The organism is Streptomyces sp. LS-MS-L19, assembly GCF_058382285.1.
Window position 1 is genome coordinate 9,649,311 of sequence record NZ_JBYCLL010000001.1, and the last position, 23,018, is coordinate 9,672,328.

Sequence of the window (23,018 nt, forward strand, 5' to 3'; positions counted from 1 at the left end):
CGGCAAGACGGTTGGCTTCGGCCACCTCTGCGGGGAGGTCGTGGTGAAGGACGACCTGCACCACCGCCTGTTTCGGGATGGACCGCTACTTGACGCGAATCTCGGCGATTTGGAGGCGGTACCTCGTGGACTCGTCCGAGGCGGGCTTGCCGAGCCTCGAGACCTTCAGGCGTACGTAGCGGCCGGTGGCGGACGTCAGGGTGTAGGTCTGAGCGGCTCCACCCGGGTTGGGTTCGGCGGTGACGGTGCGGGCGGTGGTGTAGCTGCCCGCTCCATCGGGGCGGGTCTGGAAGGCGAAGTCGACGGGGAAGCCGGCGGTGCCGCCGCCGGTGACCGTGGAGGCTGTCGCGCTTGGCCTGCCAGGCGGCGACGTCACCGCTGTTGCCGCTGAGTCCGGCGAGGGTGATGGCCGTGTCGAGCGCCAGGTAGTACCAGCTGTTGTCCAGGACGCGGGCGTTACCGGCGAGTAGAGGGCGCCGCCGGGCTTCTGCCAGGCGGTGAGCTGGGCGGTGGCCTTGGCGCCGAGGGCGTAATGCGCACGCGTCTCGGCCGCCCGACGCTCCTCATATCGGCTACGGCGTTGCTGTTATGGTGCTGTGCGAGGAGGTGGGACGTCCCGTGGCAGAACATGGTCCTGCGCGAGCGGACGCGGCATCGGCCCGGCGTTCCCCGGGACGGCCGGCCGTGCCGCTGGAGCGCATCGTTGCCACCGCACTGCGGATCGTGGACGAGGAGGGCTCCGACGCCCTGTCCATGCGGACGCTGGCCCAGCGTCTGGGATCCGGCACGGCGACGCTGTACCGGCACTTCGACAACCGGGCAGCTCTGGTCGCTCACGTGGTGGACCGCATGTTCGGCGTTGTCGAGCTGAACGGCGACGAGCTTCTCGCGATGGGCTGGGAGCGGGCGCTGCGAACGGTCGCGCACACCATGTTCGACGCCTTGGCCCGGCACCGGAACGCGGCGCGCCTGCTGGTCGAGCAGACTCCCATGGGGGCGAACGCCATGGTGCTGCGGGAGCGCTGTGTAGCGGTGCTTCTGGACAGTGGTTTCCCGCCGCGAGCGGCCGCGTACGCGTATGCGACCCTGGCCCGCTATGTCCTCGGGTTCGCCGTACAGACCAACAGACACGGTGGCGCAGGACAATCCGGCGACACACAGTCCGCGGCCGCCTTTCAGAGCGTGGATCCGGACCGGTTCCCGGCCACCGCCACCGTGGCCGGCTCGATGCCGGTTCCGATCGAGGAGGAGTTCTCCTTCGGCCTTGAACTTCTTCTCAGCGGGCTTGCCCGCCTGCGTGACGAGGCCTGACCGAGTGACGTGATCACGCGGACAACGTCTGGCACGGGTTCTCGACACCTCGTCTTCGGCGCGCGGTGCCCGTATCGAGATTGCTGCGGGGCGTCAGCCCTGCGTGTCGGCGGGCCCGATGGTGCGTAGCAGCCGTTCTCCGGACTCGCGTAGCCGGTCCTTGACCTCGTCGAGCCGGGATGTGAGCAGGGTGTGATCGCGCTTGCGCCAGGTGCCGCCGACCATCACGGCTTCGATGTTGGCGATGTCGGCGTGCAGGACCGTGGCGACCGGGTCGTGGGCCGGCCACAGGTTGAGGGCCCGGGCGTCGACGGCGACCAGGTCCGCTTGCATGCCCACCTCGATCCGGCCCACCTGGTCGGTAAGGCCCAATGCCTTCGCTCCTTCGACCGTGGCCCAGGCAAGTGCCTGTCGGGCGGTGACCGAAGCGGTGCCGGCGTGCGTGCCGGTCGTCTGTCGGTGCTGGGCGTGGTCCAGGCTGCGCTGGTGGGCCAGGGCGATGCGGGCCGCCGTGAGGACCTTGCCGGGTACGGCGGTGTCGATGTCGGTGCCCAGGGAGGGCGCCGAGTCCAGGCGTAGCAGGGACCCGGTGATGGGCGTGCCGTGTCCCTGGCCGAGTTCGTTCTCCGGGGTGGTGGTGAAGGTGACGCCCGCTTCGATGAGCATCTTCAGCCAGTCGTCGGGCAGGTCGATCCCGTGCACGATGTTGGTCAGGGGGCTGAACAGTCCGGCGTCGCGCACGGCTTCCCAGCCGGGCGAGGGTTCTCCGCCGCTCTGGTGCATCGAGACGACCAGGCCGCGTTCCGCGCCGGCCCGGAAGTCCGCCACCGCGGTGTCGACGGAGGAGTACTGCGGCCCTTGGAGCGCCATGCCCAGGGTGAGGAGGGCGTGCTCGCGCACGGGCCCGTCGAGCAGCCGGTCGATCTCGGTGAGCGGGTGGGGTGTGTCCGGCGAGCGGTAGGGGGTGCCGTGCAGGAACACCGCGCGGATCCCGGCCTGGAGCAGGCCCTCGACGGCCGCGTCGGCGTGTTCGGGCGACAGGGCGTTGTGGCACCAGTCGCCCACGGTGGTCGTACCGCAGTTGAGCTGGGTCAGTGCGCCGGCGAGGTTGCTGATGTGCATGTCGGCCGGGGTGTAGTGACCGACGCACTCGCCGTGGAGGTGGGTGAGGTACTCCATCAGCGTCCAGTCGGCGCCGACGGAGCGCAGTGCGGTCTGCCAGGTGTGCAGGTGGGCGTTGACCAGGCCGGGGATGACGATACGGCCGGAGAAGTCGACGACCTCGGCGTCGAGCGCCTCGATGTTGCCGCCGATGCCGGCGATGCGGTCCCCGTCCACGAGGACATCGGCGTGCTCGGCGTCGGGACGGCCCGGGGCCATCGTGATGACCTGCGCTCCGCGCAGCAGTACACGGCTCATGCGTCGGCCCCCGAATCGGGGGAGGTGCGGCTCTGCTGGGACATGGTGCGGCTCCTTGCTCGTGGCGTCATTGCCCGCGCGGCGGATTGTGTGCTGGTGAGGAAGTCCCGGGTGGCGATGTGCCCGACGTAGCCGTCGGGACGAATCAGCAGCAGCGTGTCGCCGTTCAGGCCGTAGGCACTGCGCAGCGTGTTCCGGGGGTCGGAGAAGCCCGCAGCCGATCCGACCGTGAGTCGCTTCAGCTGCGCGCCTGTCGTCGGCCAGTTGAGGAGTTCGAGGTCCCGGGCGGCGCCGGGGCCGTAGGCGATGGCAGTGAAGTGCGGTCCCTGGAAGAAGTCGAACAGGCGGGTCTCAGCGCCGTCGGCGCCGAGCAGTCGGGCGTCCGGGGCGCGGTCGCCCACGTGCAGCGTGCTGGTGTCGCTGCTGTCGGCGGGGGCGAGCGGGCCGCCGTAGTAGGTCAGGGAGAGCTGCTGCTCGTCCTTGCCGCGCTTCATGCTGGAGGGGTCGAGCGTGGCGAGGCCGCCCCATTTCTCCGTGGACAGTCCCAGGACCCCGGCGGCGATCGGCTGCCGCTCGGCCTCGTAGGTGTCCAGCAGGGCCGGGTCGGCTCCGGCGAGGACCTGGCCGAGCTTCCAGCCGAGGTTGTAGCCGTCCTGCATGCCGGTGTTCAGGCCCTGGGCACCGGCCGGGGTGTGGACGTGCGCGGCGTCGCCGACTAGGAAGACACGTCCGCGGCCGTAGCGCTCGGCAAGACGGATGTTGGGCCGGAACACGGACTGCCAGTGGACGTCGTGCAGCTGGATGTGCCGGTTGCGGGTGTGGGAGTGGATCCGGTCGATGATGGCGCCGATCTCCTGGGGCGGCTTCTCGTCGGGCGTGAGCCGGATCATCCACTGGAACATGTCGCTGTGGGGCAGCGGGCAGGCGCCGATGAGCTTGCCGCCGAGGCCGGGCCACATGTGCCACCGGTTGCGGGCCAGGCCACTGACGGAGGCATCCACGATCAGCACGCGGTCGGCCTCGTCCGTCGTCCCCACGAAAGCGATGTCGAGCTGCTTGCGCACCGCACTGGAGCCGCCGTCGGCCCCGACGGCATAGCGGGCGACGATCTCCTCGACCCCGTCCGGGCCCACCACCTTGGCGACCACCGTGTCCTCGTCCTGCGTCAGCTCGGTCAGTTCCCTGCCGAACTCGATCTCCCGGCCGAGCTCGCCCAGCCGGGCGTGCAGGGCGCGGTCCGTGCGGAACTGAGGGATCAGCCAGGTGTTCGGGTACGGGACGTCCGGGGTCGCCTCCCGGTGGGTGAACATCTTCCAGGGCACGGCAAGGGGGCCCGCGTGGATCCCGAGCTTGGGGTAGGTGCTGCCGCCGGCCAGCACCTCGTCGAGGGCACCCAGGTCCTCGAGGACTTCGAGGCTGCGGGGCTGGATTCCCTTGGCACGCGAGCCGTCGAATGCATGCGGGGACCTGTCGACGATCCGTACGTCGAATCCGCGCCGTACGAGGTCGATCGCCACGGTAGAGCCCGAGGGACCCGCCCCGATGACCAGTACATCGATGACCTGCCGGTTCCTCATGAGTCGAGCCTTTCGGCGCGTGCGGCCACGAACGGGACGATCTGATCGGCCACGAGGCCCGGGCGCTCGAACGGGGCCATGTGCCCACAGCGAGGAACGACATGCCGTTGCTGGGGCGCCAGCAGGGCGCGAGCCGTGTCGAGGTGGGTCAGTGGGGTGACGTCGTCCTCGTCGCCCCACAGGAGCAGCGTGGGAATGCCCAGCGCGCCCGTCTGCCGGAAGAGGTCGTCCCGGCCGGAGACCGGCAGGTGCTGCAACGTGTCGAAGACCGCGTACAGCGAGCCCTCGAAGCGGAAGGCGTCGAGGACCATGTCCGTCAGTTTCGCGCCGAGTTGAGGGTCGCGGACGTTGTGCCCGAGATGGCCCTGGAGTATCTGGCGGCCACGCCGACGGGCGACGACTCCGGCGAGCAGGTCGTTGCGCAGGAGCCGGTGAGGTGAGGTCGGTCGCGGTCTGGCGAGACCGGCGGGTCCGACGACGGTCAGGGTGGACACCGACGCGCGGTACCGGGCGGCGTAGGTCATGGCGACCAGCGCGCCCATGGAGGTGCCGATGAGGTGCAGTGGGCGCGTCGACAGGCCGAGCCGTTCGATCAACTCGGCCAGCTGTCGCGTGAAGAGGGTTTCGTCGTATCGCGCCCGCACCCGGTCCGAGTAGCCCCGGCCGTACGCGCTGCAGGTCAGGGTCCGCAGCCCGCGGGCGTTCAGCTCGGTCACGAGGGCGTCCCAGTAGAAGAGCGGGACGGTCAGGCCGCCCGCCATCACGACCAGCTCGCCGTCCTCGGGGCCCTTCAGCTCGTAGTGCGTGACGCCGTCGGAGAGCTCGGCGAAACTGCCGCGCAGGGCTTGCCGCGATTCAGCGGTGAGCTGTCGGTCCTCGCCCGGTGCGACGAAGTACTTCATGAGACGGACCTCCTTGGCCTCAGTGCGTGGGGGTGTCGGTGGAGGAGCGGAGGAACTGCGTTATCGCGTCCGAGACCCACCGGGGCTCCTCTTCGGGCAGCAGGTGACCGCCGTGCGGGTGCACGAGCTCCTCGGCGCCGGGGATGTCGCGGGTGAAGTGCTGACCGTCGATGGCCGCGCTGCGCAGGACGAGCGTGGGTGCGGTGATGCGGGGGATCTGCGCGCTGCGGTCGGGCTGGTCGGTGTTGCAGAAGTCGACGAACGCCGAGCGGTTGCCCGGTCGGTTCATGAGCTGGTGGGCGCGGTCCACCATGGCGTCGTCCACGATCGTCGAGTGTGGGCCGACGTTCGCGCGCAGGTTGCGCTCGATGGCGGCGCGGGGCATCACTCGCCGCAGCAGAGGGCGCAGGAGCGGGTTGCGGGTCAGGCGCATGCCTGCCGGTACCTCCTTTTCCGGATAGCCGGTGGCATTGACCAGCACCAGGCCGGTCACCCGCTCCGGCTGGTCCAGCGCGAGGTTCCAGGCGATGTTGCCGCCCAGTGAGTTGCCCGCCACCGCGTAGTGCGGCACGCCCAGTGCCTCCAGGAAGTCCGCCACCGTCGCGGTGTAGGCGGGGATGCGGTAGTCGCGATCCGTGCGAGGGCCTGTCAGGCCGCACCCCGGCAGGTCGGGGCGGATGACGTCGAACGACTCCGACAGCAGGCCCGCCGCGTGGTCGAAGTGTTGAAGCGACGAGGCGCTGCCGTGCAGCAGGACGAGTGCGGGGCCGCGTCCGGCGCGCTTGTAGTGGATCTGCAGTCCATCCACTGCAACGAACCGGGAATCGGGTTGCGGCTCAGACCAGATAGTCATAATGGCTACACTGTTACCGATAAGGTGATCGTGTCAAGCGCAGGTCCAAGGACGCCACGGGTGTGCGGTCCGCGATTCGAGCACGCGCCGCGGAAGAGCGGGTGGCAGGTCATGAGGACTCCGCCGCGGAGGGATGCGGGCCCGTGCTGCCGGTCGACCGGCGCGATCACTGCCCGGCGCCAACGTGACCGGGGAAGGAGACTCGCCCGGCAGCCTGACCCGACTGGGCCGGGTGTCTCGCCGCTCTTTGGCCGGGCGGCCGCCGGTTCCGACGGCCTCAGCTGCCCTGGGAGCAGGGGTATGAGGTCGCGGGTCGGCCCGACGGCTGCGCTCTGCGCAGCTGCGCCGCGGAGCGAGTCGTTGTCCGTGCAGGGCCGCCGATTCGGACCAGCCGATTCGGACCAGCCGCGGTCGCCCGAGGCCCGTGATGCTGCATCAGACGTCTGCGGCCCCTTGCGGAGTGTCTGGTCCGCAGTGCCTCGATCACATCGCCACGGGCCTCGGTGCCGCAGGGGTCAGTCGGCCGTCGGCGGTGTCTTCGGCGCGCGCAGCAGGGCGCCGATCGCTGCGGCGACCACGACGACGCTCACGGCGATCAGGGAGGCGGACAAGCCGTCCATGAAGGCGCTCTTGACGCCCTCGGCGAGGGTGGCTCCCCGGGTGCCGAGCTGGTCGGCGACGTGGAGGCCGGCGGCCGCCGAGTGACGTACGGACTCGGCCGCGCCGGCGGGGAGTTGATCGACGGAGTGAGGCAGGGAGGAGCGGTAGTGGCTTCCGTAGATCGAGCCCATGAGGGCGATCCCGATCGCCGAACCGACCTCGCGCGTGGTGTCGTTCATGGCGGAGGCGACGCCCTGCTGCCCCCGGCCGAGGGAGCCGGTGATGGCCGCCGTGCCGACGGCGCCGCTCAGGCCGATGCCGAAGCCCGCCAGGACCAGGCCGCCGAGGAAGGGCAGGTAGCCGGAGTCGACACCGAGAAGAGAGATCGCGTACAGGCCGGTGGCGAGCAGCAGCAGGCCGACGGACATGACCGCCTTCATGCCGAACCGGTGGACCAGGTGCGGGGTGACCAGCGAGGTGGGCAGCACCGCCAGCGCGACCGGGACAAGGGCGACGGCGGCCTTCAACGGGCTGTAGTCCAGGATGAGTTGCAGGTACTGCAGGCCGACGAAGAAGAACCCGAAGACGGCCATGAACTGCACCAGGACGGTGATGGCGCCGGCCCGGAAGCCCCGGATGCCGAACAGCGCGGGGTCGAGCAGCGGGTGCTCGGTGCGCAGGCCGAGGTAGGCGTATGCGGCGAAGGAGGCGGCCGTCACGACGAAGGCGCCGATCACCACGGGCTCCGTCCAGCCCTGCTCGTTGCCCTCGATGATCGCGAAGACCAGGGTGCCGATGGCCACGGCGGTGGTGATCGCTCCGGTCACGTCCGGGCGGTGCGGGTGGGCGTCCTTGGTGTTGGGGGCCAGCAGGGCGGCGGCGAGCGCGGCGGCCAGGGCGACGGCGGCACTGGTGACGAAGATCGAACGCCAGGAGAACTGTTCCAACAGGGCGCCGGCGGCGAGCATGCCGATGATCGCGCCGGCGGCCGCGAAGCCCGACCAGGTGGCCACGCCCTTGGAGCGCTCCTCGGGCGGGAAGGCCGCGGTGATCGTCGACAGCGTTCCCGGCATGATCATCGCGGCGCCCAGGCCCATGACGGCACGCCAGACGATCAGCGTGCTGGTGGAGTCCGCGAACGAGGCGGCCAGGGACGCGGTGCCGAAGACCACTGTGCCGACGATCAGCACGTTGCGGCGGCCGAGGCGGTCACCGATCGCGCCGAGCGGCAGCACGAGGGCGGCCAGGGCGACGGTGTAGGCGTCGGCGATCCAGGTCAGGGCCCCGTTGGAGGCCGACAGGTCGATGGCCAGGTCGGGCAGGGCGAGGTTGAGAGCGGAGACGGACGCGACGACCAGGACGAGCGACAGGCACATCGCGAACAGCACACCGCGGGTTCCGCCGCGTCCGGTGGCGACGGGCGCCTCGGTGTCCTGGTGGGGGGTGGTGGTCATGGGGCCTCAGTAAGTGCGGGGGTCGGATGACACGCTGACCGTACGGACGCATTGAGGAAACTATCAAGTCTGATGTTTCTCGGGTCAAGCACGGTGGGCATCGCTCGGCACCACACGTCGGCTGGGATCGGAAGGTCGTGGTGTCGGCCGGGCCGTCTGGTCGAGCTCGGGCGCGGCGCAGGTGCGAGCCTCGTCGGTAACCGTCCGCCGGCCATCGGTTCCGCTGTGACGTCGAGCTCGGTCGAACCACAGGCACTCGGCTCCCGGAGACGCCGGGCAGCGTCGTCACCGGAGCGTCGGGCCCGACCACGTCTTGGACGGGAATCTCAGTCCGCTGGTGGACGAAGCCGCCCAGCGCGAGCCGCTCCCGGTACTGAAGGTGCGGCTGGACGCTGCGGACAAGACCGTCACTCGACCCCTCCCGCCGTAGCGGAGCCCTCCCGGGGCTGCATCTGCGCGCCAGTCGTACGCCACCCGCCGTTGCGGAGCGCTCCCGGGGGTTGCACCGGCACGCCAGTCGTACACCACCCGCGGGGGACGCGATCAGGTGGGCTTTGGTCGGCCGCTCAGCTCCTCCCGGGGCCTGCCCCGCCGCTTACCGAGTGGGGGTGGCCTGCGCGGCGGTGTCGGGGAGGGGGCGCCGGGCGACCTCGTGCGCGTCGGACGGGGGTACGCCCAGCATGCGCAGGACCATCTCGGCGAGGTCGATCGCGGCCTGGTCACCGTCCAGGTCGGGGCGGGCGAATCTCAGTTCCGCCAAGGACAGCAGGGTGCCGCCGAGTGCGGACAGGGCGACCACCGGGTCGACGGGGGTGAAGCGGCCGGAGGCCAGGCCGGCCTCGAGGTCGCGCAGGGCCCGGCGGGCCAGGCCGTTGTCCGAGTGGATGTGGCCGAGACCGCGGCGGCGCAGGACCTGCATCAGCTCCGGGTGGGAATCGGCCATGCGGGCACTGAGCCGGAAGCCGGACGCGACGAGTTCCGCCGGGTCGTCGATCCCCGTCAGGTGCTCGTCGAAGTTCTGGCCGAACTCCTCCAGGGCGTCCACCACCGCCGCCTCGAACAGCTCCGTCTTGGAGTCGAAGTGGTTGTAGAAGGAGCCGAAGCCGACATCCGCGCGTTCGGCGATGGCCTGGATGCTGGCGCTGGTGTCGCCGTTCTCGGCGAGTATCTGCCGGGCGGCGCGAATGAGCGCGTGACGGGTCACGGCGCGGCGCCGCTCGAACCGGTTGCTGGAGGCGGCTGGGCTAGGCATGCACAGAGTCTAGCCGCGCTTTCGATGACGACTGCAGCTCTGATGAGTTCATCATTTGCTCTGAGCAGCCCCTTGACGAGGATGTCGTCAACCTTGATGATTTCCTCACTATGACGATGCCGCTCGGAGAGCACCATGTCTGAAACCCGCAGTCCCGGGGCCGATGTCAGAACCGCCCACCAGGACTTGCACAGCGAACAGGGCGCCCTGCGAGGTGAACACCCGGGCCGTTCCCGGAACCCCGTGATCAAGGTGGCGGACCTGGCCTGGCTGGAGTTCGAGAAGCCCGACCTGGACTGCGCCGAGGTCTTCGCGCGGGACTTCGGGTTCGGCGTCGCGGCGCGCACGGAGTGCGAACTGTGGCTGCGCGGCACCTTCGCCGGCTCACCGTGCATGGTGATCCGGCGCGGACGGTCCTCCCGTTTCATCGGCCCGGCGTTCCGGGCCGCCGAGCGGTCCGACCTGGAGCGGCTGGCCAGCGCCACCGGGTCCGACGTGCGAGATGTGGACGCGCCCGGCGGCGGCAAGGTGGTCGACCTGCTCGACCCGTCCGGCTTCCCGGTGCGGGTGGTGCACTGCGGCGAACAGTTGGCGGCGCTCCCCGAGCAGCAGCCGCGGCTCCTGAACTTCGGCACCGCTCACCGTCGCACGAACACCGCGCAGCGCCCGCCGCGCGAGCCGTCCCGGATCCAACGGCTCGGTCATCTGGTGCTGGAGACACGGGTGTTCGCGCGGGCGCTGGACTGGTACCTGGACACCCTCGGGATGATCGTGTCCGACTTCCTGTTCCTGGACGGGCAGCGAGACCGGGGCCCGACGATGGCGTTCATCCGCTGCGACCTGGGCAGCGTGCCCGCCGACCACCACACGCTCGCGATGCACCTGGGCCCGGGCACGGGATACGTCCACTCCGCCTACCAGGTCACCGACCTGGACTCGATCGCGGTGGGCGGCGAGTACCTCAAGGAACGTGGCTACCGGCGCAGTTGGGGTATCGGCCGGCACATCCAGGGCAGCCAGCTGTTCGACTACTGGCGCGACCCGGACCACTTCATGCTGGAGCACTTCGCCGACGGCGACCTGTTCTCCCACGACGTCGAGCCCGGCTGGGCGCCGCTGTCGGCGAGCGGGCTGGCCCAGTGGGGGCCGCCCGCCACCCGGGACTTCCTGGGCGCGAGCCCGTCCCCCGCCAAGGTCCGCGAGGTGCTGCACGCCCTGCGCGGCGACAACGAACTCGACGCCGACCGTCTGCTGGGCCTGATGAAAGCGATGAACTCATGAGCACCAACGTCCTGCGTACCGCCGACGGCTGGTGGGTGATCCGCGGCGACCGGGCCGTCCCGGTCGACACCAAGGCCGGCACCACCGCCGAGCTGATCGCCGACCGCGACGCCGTACGGCAGGCGGCTCTCTCCGGTGAGGCGGGCACTCCGGTCGCCGGCCTGGACGCGCTCTCGCCCGTCACCACGCCCTGCCGCGTGGTCGCCCAGATGGTCAACTACCGCAGCCACGCCCGTGACTCGGGCTTCACCGGCGACATCCCGCCCGCCTTCTTCCGCAAGGCGTCCGGCTCGGTCAGTGGCCCGGGCGAGGCCGTCGTCCGTCCCTCCCACGTCAAGTTCCTCGACTACGAGATCGAGCTCGGCCTGGTCATGGGGGCACCGCTGCCCGTCGGCACCGTGGTCGGGGAACGGGACCTGCCGACGTACGTCGCCGGACTGGTGATCACGAACGACGTCAGCGCCCGCGAGATCCAACTGACCAAGACGCAGTTCTACGAGAGCAAGTCGTACCCCACCTTCACGCCGACCGGGCCCTGCCTGGCCCTGCTGGAGCCGGAGGACTTCGACCATCTCCCGGACCTGCGGCTGAAGTTGTCCGTCAACGGCGAGCTGCGTCAGGACCGCACCCTCGCCGACATGATCGTCCGCCCGGCCCAGGCCCTGACCCTCCTGGCGCGCTTCCAGACACTGGACCCCGGTGACCTGCTGCTCACCGGGACGCCCGGCGGTACGGCACTCAAGGCCCCGCCGAAGCCGGTCGAGAAGATCGGCGCGCTGCTGCCGCCCGCCGTGAAATGGAAGGCGTTCTTCAAGAGCCAGGCGAAGAACCCGCACTACCTCAGCCCGGGTGACGTGATCGCGGCGACGATCGCGACCCCGGACGGCCGGATCGACCTCGGCGAGCAGCGCACCCCCGTCACGGACGCGAAATGAGACCCCAGGCACATGATCTTCGAACGTGATGGGGCGGACGTACCCGTGGTGATCGTCGGCGCCGGGCCGGTGGGCGTGACCGCCGCCCTCCTCCTGGCCCGGCGCGGAGTCCGCAGCGTCGTCCTCGAGCGCCACAGAGGCATCTACCCGCTCCCGCGGGCCGCCGCCACCGACGACGAGGTGCGCAGGATCCTCCAGGCCGCGGGCGTGGGGGAGGAGTTCGCCGCGATGGCCCGCCCGGCGAACGGGCTGCGGCTGCTGGACGCCCGGCACCGGGTGATGGCCGAGTTCCGGCGCACCGAGCACGGACTGCACGGCTACCCGCAGACCAGCATGTTCGACCAGCCCGAGCTGGAGCGGGTGCTGCGCGACGCCCTGGCCCGGTACCCGGAATGCGAACTGCGGGCAGGAGTGGAGGTCACCGGCATCGGCCCGGACACCGAGGGCCCGGTGCGCGTGACGTACCGGGACGACGACGGTGAGCATCACCTGCGGGCCGACGCGGTGCTCGGCTGCGACGGCGCGAACAGCCTCACTCGCGAGGCGATCGGCGCCGTGTGGGAGGACATGCGTTTCGAGGAACGCTGGACCGTCGTCGACGTCCGCACGACGGCCGACGTGCGCTCCTGGGAGGGGGTCGACCAGGTCTGTGACCCGGACCGGCCGGCGACCTTCGCGCGCATCGGCGAGGACCGTTACCGCTGGGAGTTCCGGCTGCGCGAGGGGGTGGAGCAGCCGGTCCGCGAGTTGGTCGCTCCGTGGCTGCCGCCCTCGTACCAGGGGGACTTCGAGATCATCCGCGAGGCGCAGTACACCTTCCTGGCCTGCGTCGCCGATCGTTGGCGCAGCGGACGGGTCTTCCTGCTCGGCGATGCCGCCCACCTCACCCCGCCGTTCATCGGGCAGGGGCTGTGCGCGGGCCTGCGGGACGCCTGCAACCTCACCTGGAAGCTCGCCCGAGTCCTCCAACAGGGCGGTTCCGAGCGGATGTTGGACACCTACGAGAGTGAACGCAAGCCGCATGCCCGGCACATGATCCGGCTCGCGGTCACCATGGGCTGGGCCATGACCGGCGGCCAGGACAGTGCCGCCGCGCTCCGCCGCAGGGCCCTGGCCGCGGCCTGCCGCATACCCGGCCTGACCGAACGGGCCGGCCGCGACCTCAGCCCGCCCCTGACCACGGGACCCCTCATACGCCGCCGCCTCCGCAGGGGCCTTGCGGGAACGCACTGCCCCCAACCATGGATCATCGCCGACGGACGGCGCACCCGCCTCGACGAGGTGCTCGGCGACTCCTTCACCATCCTGACCGCCACCGATCCCTCGCCCTCGCTGAACGCCCTCGCCCACGCACTCGGCATCCGGGCGATCCCCGTCACCGGCCTCGGCGACGACGGCACCCTCGCCGCCTGGCTGCGCGCCGGCCGCGCGGACGCCGTCCTGTTGCGCCCCGACCGCGTCGTCATGGACGTCGTCCCGACCGGCGGCCGCGACTTCACCGGAAGCCCCGACTGGGCGTCCCTCCTGCACACCACGCGCAGCCCCCACCCTCTCCGCCGGACCGCCGGCGAAAGCCTGCTGAGGAGCGCCACCCCATGACCGTGCCCAGCCCTTTCACCACACCTGATCCGCGGGCCGTCGCGGACAGCAACATCATGGACTTCGCCCGTCACGCCGGGATGGCGGGCTCCGGCTACGCCGCCCTGCACCGCTGGTCGGTCACCGACCTGGAGGGCTTCTGGGCGGCGGTGTGGGAGTACTTCGACATCGACGCGGACACCCCCTACGAGCATGTCCTGGCACAGGAGCGGATGCCCGGCGCCCGGTGGTTTCCCGGCTCCACGCTCAACTACGCCCATCACGCCCTGCGCAACCTCGCCGACGACGCCGTGGCGATCATCGCCCTCGACGAGACCGGCTCGTGCTACGAGATGACCGCGGGCCGGCTGCGCGCCCAGGTGGCCTCCGTCGCCGCGACCCTGCGCGATCTGGGTGTCGGCAAGGGGGACCGCGTGGTGGGCTACCTGCCCAACACCCCGCACGCCATCGTCGCGTTCCTCGCCACCGCGAGCCTGGGCGCTGTGTGGTCGGTGTGCGGACAGGACTACGCCCCCAAGGCCGCCGCCGACCGCTTCGCCCAGCTCGAACCCACCGTGCTGATCGCCGCCGACGGCTATCTGTTCAACGGCACCACGCACGACCGCCGCGACGCCGCCCTCGAACTCGCCGGAGCGCTGCCGACGTTGAAGGCGACGCTGCTGGTGGACCACACGGGCCTGCCGTGGCCGTCGCAGGCGTATCCGTCCTTGGTGATTCCGTGGGAGGACGCCTCGACCCGTACCGAGGAACTCGCCTGCACGCCGGTGCCGTTCGACCACCCGCTGTGGGTCGTGTTCTCCTCCGGCACCACCGGCCTGCCCAAAGGCATCGTCCACGGCCACGGCGGCGTCCTGCTGGAACACCTCAAGACCCTCGGCCTGCACTCCGACCTCGGCCCCGGCGACCGCCTCCTGTGGTACACCACCACCCACTGGATGATGTGGAACCTGGTCGCCTCCACCCTCCTGACCGGCGCCACCACCTGCACCTACGACGGCAGCCCGGCACCCCTCGCCCAGCCCGACACCCTGTGGAAACTGGCCGCGCGCCACCGGGTGACCGTCTTCGGCACCAGCCCCCAGTACCTGCTGGGCATGGCCAAGTTCGGCATCGACCCGTCCGTGCACGACCTGTCGTCGATCCGCGTGGTCGGCTGCACCGGCTCCGCGCTGCCCGCCTCCGCCTACCCCTGGGTCCGCGACCATGTCGGTGACCATGTACGGCTGGCGTCCATCAGCGGCGGGACGGACGTGGTGTCCGGCTTCGCCGGCAGCGCGCCCAACACGCCCATCTGGGCGGGCGAGTTGTCGGCGCCCCATCTGGGCGTGGCGCTGGCCGCGTACGACACCGAGGGCTTCCCGGTGGTGGACCGGGTCGGCGAGCTGGTCGTCACCCGCCCGATGCCGTCGATGCCGCTGTACTTCTGGAACGACCCCGACGGCAGCCGCTACCGGGAGGCCTACTTCTCCTCCTACCCCGGTGTGTGGCGGCACGGCGACTGGATCACGGTCACCGGACACGGCTCGGTGATCGTGCACGGCCGCTCCGACTCCACGCTGAACCGCAACGGCGTCCGCCTGGGCAGCGCCGACATCCACGACGTCGTCGAGCGCCTTCCCGAGATCGCCGAGGCCCTCGTCATCGGCGCGGAGGAGCCGGACGGCGGCTACTGGATGCCGCTGTTCGTGGTCCTCGCCGCCGGCGTGACTCTGGACGACCCGCTGGGCGAGAAGATCAAGGAGGCGATCCGGACCGGGGTCTCACCCCGCCACGTCCCCGACGACATCCTCGAAGTACCGGGCATCCCGCACACCCGCACCGGCAAGAAACTCGAAGTCCCCGTCAAAAGGCTGCTCCAGGGAGCTCCTGTCGAACAGGTCGTCAACCCGGCCGTCGTGGATGCCCCCGACCTCATCGACTACTACGCCCGCCTGGGTGCTGAACGCAGGGACCGATCGGCATGAGCACCGCACAGACCGTCCTCGCCGTCGCGCTGTCGCTGATCTTCCTCCCACTGGGGCTGGCGAAGATCGCCGCGGTGCCGTTCATGCGCCAGGCGGCAGCCCACCTCGGTATGTCGCCGGGCCGCTACCGAGTGATCGGCCTGCTGGAGACCGCCGGAGCCGCCGGACTGCTGCTCGGCCTGGCTGCGGTCCCGCTGGGGGTGGCCGCCGCTACTGGGCTGACCGTCCTGATGGTGGCTGCCGCGGTGGTTCACCTGCGCCGTGGCGACCCGCCCGGGCGAGCGCTGCCCGCCGCGGTACTCGCTCTGACGGCGGTGGCGTACGCCGGGGTGGCGATCGCCGCCGGCTGACGGCCTGAGTGGCCGCCGGTCAGAGACGGGCAGCAGCTGGTGCTCGACCGTTCACGTGCCTCCCGTGGGGCGTACCGTCGACAGTGTGGAGTACACGGCGGCATCCCTTGTGTCCCGTGTCGCCGGCGACCTCGGGCCGAAGGCGGACGAGGTGATCGCCGACGTGGTGCGGTGCCTGCGGCGTGAGGTTCCCGACCTGTGGAGCAATCCGGAGCTCGCCCGCATGACGTCCGAGAACGTCGCCGAGCATGTCGTCGGCGTGTTGGCCGGCCTCGAACACGGCATCGACCCGGGCGAGATGGACCCGCCGGCCGCCGAGCTGGAACGAGCACGTGGACTGGCCCGGCACGGCGCGCCGGTCACAGCGCTGCTGCGGGCCTTCCGGCTCGGACAGGGCGTGGTCCTGGACAGACTGCTTGCCGAAATGCCGCGGCTGACGAAGGACGCGGAGTTGGTCAGCTCGGCATCGCGCCTGTTGCTGGGGATGGCGAAGAGCTATGTGGACGACGCGTCCGAGCAGGGCGTCATGGCGTTCCAGGAGGAGCGGGACCGGCGACTGCGGTGGCGTCTGTCCCTGGTGAACGAGGCCGGTCTGCGCATCGGGACCACGCTGGACATCGCTCGCACCGCCCAGGAACTGGCAGACCTCGCCGTCGACCACTTCGCCGACGTGGTCACCGTCGACCTGCTCGACTCCGTGGTGCACGCGAACGGCACTCCGGCGCCGGGCCCCCTCGTACTGCACCGCATCGCCCATGCGTCGACGGCGCAGGGAGGTCAGGAGCCGACGACTCGGGTGGGGGAGCGCCACACCTGCCCGGATGACGCGGCCACGGCTCGCGCCCTGACCACCGGTGGGCCTTCCCTGCACGCGGTGACGCCGACGGATCCGGCCGACACATTCGGCGCCCGTTCTGCCCGTTCGGCTCTGGTGGTGCCGCTGAGCGCGCGCGGCGCCACTCTCGGCGTCGCGCGGTTCTGCCGTCACCGCAGCCCGCTTCCCTTCGACGACGAGGATCTGTTCCTCGCCCAGGAGATCGCGGCCAGGGCGGCCGTGGCCATCGACAACGCCCGCCACTACACACACGCCCGGGCCACGGCCCTCACTCTCCAGCGCAGTCTGCTGCCACGGCGACCGGCGGAGCAGGCCGCCGTCGAGGTCGCCTGCCGCTACCTGCCGGCCGGTGACGAGGCCGGGGTGGGCGGCGACTGGTACGACGTGATCCCGCTGTCGGGCGCCCGGGTCGCCCTCGTGGTGGGGGATGTGGTCGGCCATGGCATCCACGCCGCTGCCACGATGGGGCGCCTGCGGACCGCGGTCCGTACCCTCGCCGACATCGACCTGCCTCCCGAGGAACTGCTGACCCACCTGGACGACGTCGTCGTCCGCCTGTCCGCCGAAGCCTCGGCCGACCCCGACACCGAAACGGCCGGGGACATCGGCGCGACCTGCCTGTACGCCGTCCACGACCCTGTCGACGGCCGCTGCTCCCTGGCTCGCGCGGGGCACCCGCTGCCCGCAGTGGTGAGCGCCGACGGCACCGTCGATCTCCTGGACATGCCGCCCGGCCCACCGCTCGGGCTGGGGGGCCTGCCGTTCGAGGCAGCGGAGACCGAGCTGCCGGAAGGCAGCCTCCTCGCCCTGTACACCGATGGCCTGGTCGAAGCCCGTGACCGCGATGTCGACGCGGGCACAGCTCTCCTCTGCCAGGCTCTCGCACAGCCTTCCGCGTCCCTGGATGACGTCTGTGACCGCGTGCTCCAGGCCCTGCTGCCCGCGGCAGGGCGGCCCCACGACGACGTCGCCCTGTTGCTGGCCCGCACCCGCGCCCTCGGGGACGGCCAGGTCGCGGCCTGGGACGTGGAGGCCGCCCCGGCAGCCGTTGCCCAAGCCCGTCAAAGCGTTGCACGGCAGCTGGCCGCCTGGGGACTGGACGACCTCGGCTTCGTCACCGAACTGGTGGTCAGCGAACTGGTCACCAACGCCGTCCGCTACGGCCGGCCGCCCATCCGTCTACGTCTCATCCGTGACTCCTCCCTGCTGTGCGAGGTGTCCGACGCGGGCAGCACCACCCCCCACCTGCGCCGGGCCCGCGCCTTCGACGAAGGCGGACGCGGCCTGCTGCTCGTCGCCCAGCTCGCCGAGCGTTGGGGGACGCGTCATGCCCGACAGGGCAAGACGGTCTGGGCCGAGCTGGGGGAGGAGCCTCACGCCGGGCGCTCGGAGCCTGCTGCCGTGCTTTAGCCGACGACGGGCAGTGTGAAGAGATCCAGCAGTTCTGATGATTTCATCGTTTTTCTCAGCCGCAACCCTTGACGAGGTATTCTATCAAGCTTGATTATTTCGTCATTATGGCGCTGTTGCGCTGACGGCACGGGCGCACACCGGGGCTGTGCTCAGGCAACCGCCCACGGACCAGCCCGCTCCACCCCCACCTTCTCGCCCCGCTCTTTCACGGCTCCTTCAGGAGGGCTCCCGCATGCCCGTACGTACGGAGATCCCCGTCTACCGCCCCGACCTGTACGCGGCGTCGGCCATCCGTGACACGTATCCGCACTATGCCGCGCTGCGCGACCTCGGTCCTGTGGTCCGGCTCAGCAAGCACAAGGTCTACGCCCTGCCGCGCTACGCCGAATGCAAGCAGGTACTGTTGGACGACGAGACCTTCGTCTCCTCGGACGGCGTCGCACTCAACCCCGTCGCCAACCGCGCTGGCCAGGGCACCACACTGTGCAGTGACGGCGAGGAGCACACCCGCCGCCGTTCCCTTCTCGCCCACCGCCTGACCCCCAGGGCACTCCGCGCGATGAAGGACACGGTCGAGCAGCAGGCGGCCGCCGTGGTCGAGGCAGCCGTGGCCCGCCGGGCGGTGGACGCGGTGGAGGTGGCCACGGCGTTGCCGATGGCTGTCGTCCCCGACCTGGTCGGCTGGCCTCAGCAGGGCCGCGAGCACCTGCTGCGCTGGGCCGGTGCCACCTTCGACGCCATGGGCCCCATCAACCGCCAGGCGGTCCGCACACTCCCCGCGTCCCTTGGCATGCTGCGCTACGCCCGAGGTGTCGTCCGTGACCGGTCCGTGCTGGACGGCAGCATGGGCCACGACCTGCTGCGCGCCGCCGACGAGGGCCGGATCATGCCCGCCGAGTGCGTCACCATGATGATCGACTACCTGGCACCCTCCCTGGACACCACCATCAGCGCCATCTCCAGCGCTCTGTACCTGTTCGCCCTCCACCCCGACCAGTGGCGCCTGCTGAAGGCGGACCCGGACCTCGTCCCGAAAGCGGTCAACGAGGTCGTCCGCTACGAATCCCCGATCCGCGCCTTCTCCCGCACCGCTGCCCGTGACACGGAACTGGCGGGCATCGCCCTCCCCAAGGGCTCCCGCGTGCTGGTCCTGTACGGCTCCGCCAACCGCGACCCACTGGAGTGGGACGACCCGGACACGTTCGACATCCGCCGTGACGCCGCCCGCCAACTCGGTTTTGGGCAGGGCACACACGGCTGCGCCGGCCAGGGACTGGCGCGCATGGAAACGTCCGCGATCCTGCGCGCCCTGGTCGAACGCGTCGACCGCATCGAGGTCACCGGCCCACCCGAGTGGGCCCTGAACAACGTCATCCACCGCCTCGAGCGCCTTCCGCTCGAACTCATCCCGGCCTGAACCCCGCCGCACGCCCCCTTGAGGACTGCTGAGGACAGCACCATGAAGATCTCCGTCGACCATCCACGCTGCGAAGGCCACGGCCTGTGCGCCGACCAGGCTCCCGACGTCTTCAGCCTGGACGACGACGCCGAACTCACCTACCGCTTCGAGGGAGCCGAAGTCCCCGACGCGCATCAGCTCGCCGCTCGCGCTGCTGTCAACGCCTGCCCGGTCGCCGCCCTGCGGGTCCTGTCGTGACGGCACGGCGCTCGGTGCTCGTCGTCGGCGAGTCCCTCGCCGGCATCACCGCGGCCCGCCACCTGCGCGCTCTCGGCCACACCGGCCCCCTCACGATCATCGGAGCGGAGGAACACGGCGCCTACTCCCGCCCACCCCTGTCCAAGGCCGTTCTCAAAGACCCGGCTGCCGACCACACCCTCGGTCTGGCCCTCGACGGACTCGACGCCGAGATCATCCGCTCGCCCGCGGTCACCGCCGACACCCGGCGTCGCACCGTCACCACCGCCGACGACCGCCAGGTCGGCTACGACGCGCTGATCGTCGCCACCGGAGCGGCGGCCCGCAGGCTCGCCGCCCCCGGGCAGCGCGGCGAACTCGTCCTGCGCACCCTGGACGACGCCCGCCTGCTCCGTGCCCGCCTGGCGGACGCCGGCTCGGCGATCGTGATCGGCGCCGGCTTCCTCGGCATGGAGGTGGCCGGCGCCTGCGCCGCCCGCGGCATCCCGGTCACCGTCGTGGACACCGACCGGCCGCTGCAACGCATCCTCGGCGACCATCTGTCCGCGGCGATCACCGCACGCGCCGAGGCGTACGGCATCCGCTTCCTCCAGGCCACCGGCTTCGCGACCCTGGCCGGCGACCCCGTGTGCGGCGTGGCGCTCTCCGACGGCACCGAACTCACCGCGGACCTCGTGGTCACCTGCGCCGGAGAAGTCCCCTGCGTCGACTGGCTGGCAGGGACGGGCCTCGCCGACCGTCTCGGCGTCGGTATCGACCATGCCTGCGCCACCACCGTGCCCGGCGTGTTCGCCGCCGGCGACGTCACCTACCTCCGCGGCGACGGCACCCGGCCCGACCGGCGTGCGCCGTTCTGGGCCAACGCCGTCGCCCAGGGCAGGACCGCGGCGGCCTCCGTCCTCGGTCTGCCTTCGCCCGGACCGCCGCAGGACGACTACTTCTGGACCGAGGTCGCCGGGCTCACCGTCAAAATCGTCGGCCGCCTCCCGCTCATCGGCGAACCGACCACGGTGCAGGGCAGCGTGGCAGAAGGGCGGGCGCTGCTGACTTGGAGCCATGCCGACGGAACGTCGACGGCAGTCGCCTATGGACTGCGCAAACCGGTCACCGCGCTCCGGGCCCTGGCCGCCGCGTCGTAGGCGGCGATCGCCTGCGTCCTGTGTCGCGGCGGCTGACTCTGCTGTACGCGCGCGGGTGAGGGGCCGTGCTTGCGCAATCACCCCGCGCTGTCCGCGGCTTGAACGCCGTGGTGGAACACATCGGCCGTATGTCCCGGCCGTTGCCGCGCCGTCGACGGCGGCCTGTGTACTGACCGGCCGGCGGTGAGGGACCATCGGCCCCTCACGTCATGGCCGCCGGGCTCGCACCCTCGAAGGACCACAGCACCCGTTCCGAAAAATGTGGGGGAGGAGGGCATCATGCGATCCGTGCCCCTCGACGCCGAGGCCCTGGAAACCTGCATCGCGGCGGCCGTGGCCGCACCCTCGTACTTCAACACCCAGCCGTGGCGCTTCAGGCTTGACGCCGAGAACGTCGCTTTCGAGGTACGCGCGGCCCCGGAGCGAAGCCTGCGCCACGCCGACCACGCCGGCCGGGCCCTTCACCTCTCGGTGGGCGCCTCTGTCTTCAACCTCCGCGTGGCGGTGTCCCACTTCGGCTGGTCCCCCGTCGTACGTCTGCTGCCGCGCCCCGAGGATCCTGGACTGCTCGCTGTCGTCCGGCCGACGGGAGCCCCGCCCCGGGCCACCACGGCGCACCGCGCCGACCTCTACGCGGCCATCTGGCGCAGGCACAGCAGCCGCTTCCCGTTCACGGGCACACCACTGCCGCCGCAGGCACGCGCCGAACTCGCCGAGGCGGCTCAAGCGGAAGGCGCCGCACTGACCTTTCCCGAGGCCGCCGACACCGCGCGTCTGCTGCGCGTGACCGCGGAGGCAGAGCAGCGCAACCGGCTCGACGCCGACCGCGGTGCCGAGAGTCGCCGTTGGGTGCACAGGGTCCAGGACGAGGCGGCCGACGCCGGGCTCCCGCGGTCGGCGCTCGGCCCGCAGGACGCACGCGAAAAGCTTCCCATGCGGGACTTCACCGCCGAACGGCACCCAGAGCGGCTGCCGGCCCGGGACTTCGAGACCGCCCCGGTCATCGCTCTGCTCAGGACCGAGCACGACCGTCGTACGGACTGGCTGCGCGCCGGAGAGGCGCTCGAACACGTCCTGCTGGTCGCCACGGTCCTCGGGCTGCGGGCGTCCCTTCTGCATCAGGCGATGGAATGGGGTGACCTGCGGCGGTCCCTCAGCCCGGCCCCCGAGCACACGGGTCATGCGCAGATGCTGATCCGCCTGGGCTACGGCCCGGAAGGCGCCGGCACCCCGCGGCGTAGCCCGCACACGGCGTTCGGCACGGGACTGCCGAAGCGCTGACCCACTCGGTGCTTCGAGCAGCCTGTGACGGACTCGACGTCCTCACGGGACAGGACCGACGGCCCCGCGGGCCGCTTCGCACATGTCGGGCACGAAAGCACAGAAGAGAACAGACAGATGACTTCCCACCACGTGGTCGCCGGCTGGGACGGCCGCGCCGATACTCGCCTCGGCCGCCGCGCGGATTCGCGCTCACCACCCGGAGCTGCCGGTCGAGACGGTGTCGTCGAGGTAGACGTCCTGGACGGCGTGGAGCAGGTCGACGCCCTCCCCGGTCGGGCGCTGGAAGGCCTTGCGGCCGGTGATGAGGCCGGTGCGGCCGGTCCGCTTGTTGATCACCGCGGTCCTGACCGCCTGCGCCAGGTCTCCCTGGCCGACCGAGGCTCCGCCGCTGTTGAGCAGACCCACCCGGCCCCTGTAGCAGTTGGCCACCTGCCAGCGGGTCAGGTCGATCGGGTGGTCGGAGGTGAGCCGGTCGTACAGCAGGTCGTGGGACCCTCCGAAGCCCAGCGTCCGGTAGCCGCCGTCGTCACGCCCGGGTGATTGGCCTGCCCGGTGAGGTCTGCCGAGGCCGCGTAGTCCACACCGTCCTTCTTGAACGCCGAGTTGCGCAGGTAGCACCACAGCACGGTGAACATGCCCAGTTCGTGAGCGCGGGCGAAGACGGTGCCGACCTCGCGCAGTTGCCGGTCGGACTCCTCCGAGCCGAAGTACACGGTGGCGCCGACACCGGCCGCGCCGAGGTCGAGGTCGTAGTGGTTGGGGCAGGTCAGCAGCTCGTCGTGGTTGAGCTTCACGATGAACGGGATGCGGGTGCGCGTAGAGACGCGACACGGCTCCCAGGACGCCGAGCGCGCTGGCGACCGCGTTGCAGCCGCCCTCGACAGCGAGTTCGACGATGTTCTTCGGGTCGAGGTAACGGGGGTTGGGGGCGAACGCGGAGGCCGCGGAGTGCGCGATGCCCTGGTCGACAGGCAGGATCGACAGGTATCCCGTGTCGGCCAGGCGGCCGTGGCGGAAGAGGGACTGGAGGTTGCGCAGCACAGCCGGCGGGCGGTCCGTCGCGGCCACGACCCGGTCGGCCACGTCGGGTCCCGGCAGCACCGGATCCTGCTTGGGGATGCCCTGGGCCGTTTACGTCAGCAGGTCCTTGGCCTCGTCTCCCAGCAGGCTCGGGATGTCGGTCATCGTTCCAC

At 71.0% G+C, this 23,018-nt stretch carries 20 protein-coding genes and 1 pseudogene; 11 read left to right on the forward strand and 10 right to left on the reverse strand.

All coding sequences use genetic code 11. The features are described from left to right. Positions 1 to 85: 85 nt before the first annotated feature. Positions 86 to 376, reverse strand: a complete 291-nt coding sequence (locus AC2XR2_RS43095; RefSeq protein ID WP_491518184.1) for a discoidin domain-containing protein — start codon at positions 374 to 376, stop codon at positions 86 to 88. 308 nt (positions 377 to 684) lie between these two features. Between AC2XR2_RS43095 and AC2XR2_RS43100 the strand changes: the two genes are divergently transcribed. Further along, on the forward strand, positions 685 to 1,311 hold the full coding sequence (locus tag AC2XR2_RS43100) for a TetR/AcrR family transcriptional regulator (protein ID WP_491518185.1): 627 nt from the start codon (positions 685 to 687) through the stop codon (positions 1,309 to 1,311). Between the two features lie 93 nt (positions 1,312 to 1,404). Here the strand turns inward: AC2XR2_RS43100 and AC2XR2_RS43105 are convergent, their stop codons facing one another. From AC2XR2_RS43105 to AC2XR2_RS43130, 6 genes are all read right to left on the reverse strand, one after another. Next, positions 1,405 to 2,730, reverse strand: coding sequence for an amidohydrolase family protein (locus AC2XR2_RS43105; RefSeq protein ID WP_491518186.1), 1,326 nt, complete (start codon positions 2,728 to 2,730; stop codon positions 1,405 to 1,407). Beyond that, a complete protein-coding gene (locus tag AC2XR2_RS43110; RefSeq protein ID WP_491518187.1) occupies positions 2,727 to 4,307 on the reverse strand; it encodes an FAD-dependent oxidoreductase in 1,581 nt (526 codons plus the stop codon). The genes AC2XR2_RS43105 and AC2XR2_RS43110 overlap by 4 nt, the downstream gene beginning before the upstream one ends. After that, a complete protein-coding gene (locus AC2XR2_RS43115) occupies positions 4,304 to 5,209 on the reverse strand; it encodes an alpha/beta fold hydrolase (RefSeq protein WP_491518188.1) in 906 nt (301 codons plus the stop codon). Before AC2XR2_RS43115 ends, AC2XR2_RS43110 begins: the two co-directional genes overlap by 4 nt. 19 nt (positions 5,210 to 5,228) lie before the next feature. Next, positions 5,229 to 6,062 (reverse strand): alpha/beta fold hydrolase, encoded by an 834-nt coding sequence (locus tag AC2XR2_RS43120; RefSeq protein WP_491518189.1) that lies wholly within the window; start codon positions 6,060 to 6,062, stop codon positions 5,229 to 5,231. A 515-nt stretch (positions 6,063 to 6,577) separates the two neighbouring features. Continuing rightward, positions 6,578 to 8,116 carry an MFS transporter gene (locus tag AC2XR2_RS43125; RefSeq protein WP_491518190.1) on the reverse strand — a complete coding sequence of 513 codons (1,539 nt, stop codon included), beginning with the start codon at positions 8,114 to 8,116 and terminating at the stop codon, positions 6,578 to 6,580. Between the two features lie 595 nt (positions 8,117 to 8,711). Continuing rightward, a complete protein-coding gene (locus tag AC2XR2_RS43130; protein ID WP_449351527.1) occupies positions 8,712 to 9,368 on the reverse strand; it encodes a TetR/AcrR family transcriptional regulator in 657 nt (218 codons plus the stop codon). Positions 9,369 to 9,503: 135 nt separating this feature from the next. Here AC2XR2_RS43130 and AC2XR2_RS43135 point away from each other — a divergent pair, with 135 nt between their 5' ends. The 10 genes from AC2XR2_RS43135 (at position 9,504) to AC2XR2_RS43180 (ending at position 21,822) form a co-directional block, all read left to right on the forward strand. Next, the gene (locus AC2XR2_RS43135; protein WP_491518191.1) at positions 9,504 to 10,649 is read left to right on the forward strand and encodes a VOC family protein; all 1,146 of its coding nucleotides are present in this window, start codon (positions 9,504 to 9,506) and stop codon (positions 10,647 to 10,649) included. Beyond that, entirely contained in the window at positions 10,646 to 11,584 is a 939-nt protein-coding gene (locus AC2XR2_RS43140) for a fumarylacetoacetate hydrolase family protein (RefSeq protein ID WP_491518192.1), read from the forward strand. The genes AC2XR2_RS43135 and AC2XR2_RS43140 overlap by 4 nt, the downstream gene beginning before the upstream one ends. A 12-nt stretch (positions 11,585 to 11,596) precedes the next feature. Then, positions 11,597 to 13,183 (forward strand): bifunctional 3-(3-hydroxy-phenyl)propionate/3-hydroxycinnamic acid hydroxylase MhpA, encoded by a 1,587-nt coding sequence (gene mhpA, locus AC2XR2_RS43145; protein ID WP_491518193.1) that lies wholly within the window; start codon positions 11,597 to 11,599, stop codon positions 13,181 to 13,183. Continuing rightward, positions 13,180 to 15,147: an acetoacetate--CoA ligase gene (locus tag AC2XR2_RS43150; RefSeq protein ID WP_491518194.1), complete on the forward strand. Its 1,968-nt coding sequence runs from the start codon at positions 13,180 to 13,182 to the stop codon at positions 15,145 to 15,147. Before mhpA ends, AC2XR2_RS43150 begins: the two co-directional genes overlap by 4 nt. After that, positions 15,144 to 15,497: a DoxX family protein gene (locus AC2XR2_RS43155; RefSeq protein WP_491518195.1), complete on the forward strand. Its 354-nt coding sequence runs from the start codon at positions 15,144 to 15,146 to the stop codon at positions 15,495 to 15,497. The genes AC2XR2_RS43150 and AC2XR2_RS43155 overlap by 4 nt, the downstream gene beginning before the upstream one ends. Before the next feature lie 85 nt (positions 15,498 to 15,582). After that, positions 15,583 to 17,742, forward strand: a complete 2,160-nt coding sequence (locus AC2XR2_RS43160) for a SpoIIE family protein phosphatase (RefSeq protein WP_491518196.1) — start codon at positions 15,583 to 15,585, stop codon at positions 17,740 to 17,742. Between the two features lie 235 nt (positions 17,743 to 17,977). Then, positions 17,978 to 19,162 carry a cytochrome P450 gene (locus tag AC2XR2_RS43165; RefSeq protein ID WP_491518197.1) on the forward strand — a complete coding sequence of 395 codons (1,185 nt, stop codon included), beginning with the start codon at positions 17,978 to 17,980 and terminating at the stop codon, positions 19,160 to 19,162. 42 nt (positions 19,163 to 19,204) lie between these two features. Continuing rightward, positions 19,205 to 19,402 (forward strand): ferredoxin, encoded by a 198-nt coding sequence (locus tag AC2XR2_RS43170; RefSeq protein WP_449351519.1) that lies wholly within the window; start codon positions 19,205 to 19,207, stop codon positions 19,400 to 19,402. Then, a complete protein-coding gene (locus AC2XR2_RS43175) occupies positions 19,399 to 20,541 on the forward strand; it encodes an NAD(P)/FAD-dependent oxidoreductase (RefSeq protein ID WP_491518198.1) in 1,143 nt (380 codons plus the stop codon). Before AC2XR2_RS43170 ends, AC2XR2_RS43175 begins: the two co-directional genes overlap by 4 nt. A gap of 279 nt (positions 20,542 to 20,820) precedes the next feature. Then, on the forward strand, positions 20,821 to 21,822 hold the full coding sequence (locus tag AC2XR2_RS43180) for an Acg family FMN-binding oxidoreductase (RefSeq protein ID WP_491518199.1): 1,002 nt from the start codon (positions 20,821 to 20,823) through the stop codon (positions 21,820 to 21,822). Between the two features lie 192 nt (positions 21,823 to 22,014). Here the strand turns inward: AC2XR2_RS43180 and AC2XR2_RS43185 are convergent, their stop codons facing one another. The 3 genes and pseudogenes from AC2XR2_RS43185 to AC2XR2_RS43195 all read right to left on the reverse strand — a co-directional run. Further along, positions 22,015 to 22,254, reverse strand: coding sequence for a hypothetical protein (locus AC2XR2_RS43185; protein ID WP_491518605.1), 240 nt, complete (start codon positions 22,252 to 22,254; stop codon positions 22,015 to 22,017). 11 nt (positions 22,255 to 22,265) lie between these two features. Then, entirely contained in the window at positions 22,266 to 22,619 is a 354-nt protein-coding gene (locus AC2XR2_RS43190; RefSeq protein ID WP_491518200.1) for a hypothetical protein, read from the reverse strand. Between the two features lie 25 nt (positions 22,620 to 22,644). Beyond that, a pseudogene (locus AC2XR2_RS43195) lies at positions 22,645 to 22,926 on the reverse strand (class I fructose-bisphosphate aldolase); the annotation flags it as partial. Positions 22,927 to 23,018 lie beyond the last annotated feature (92 nt).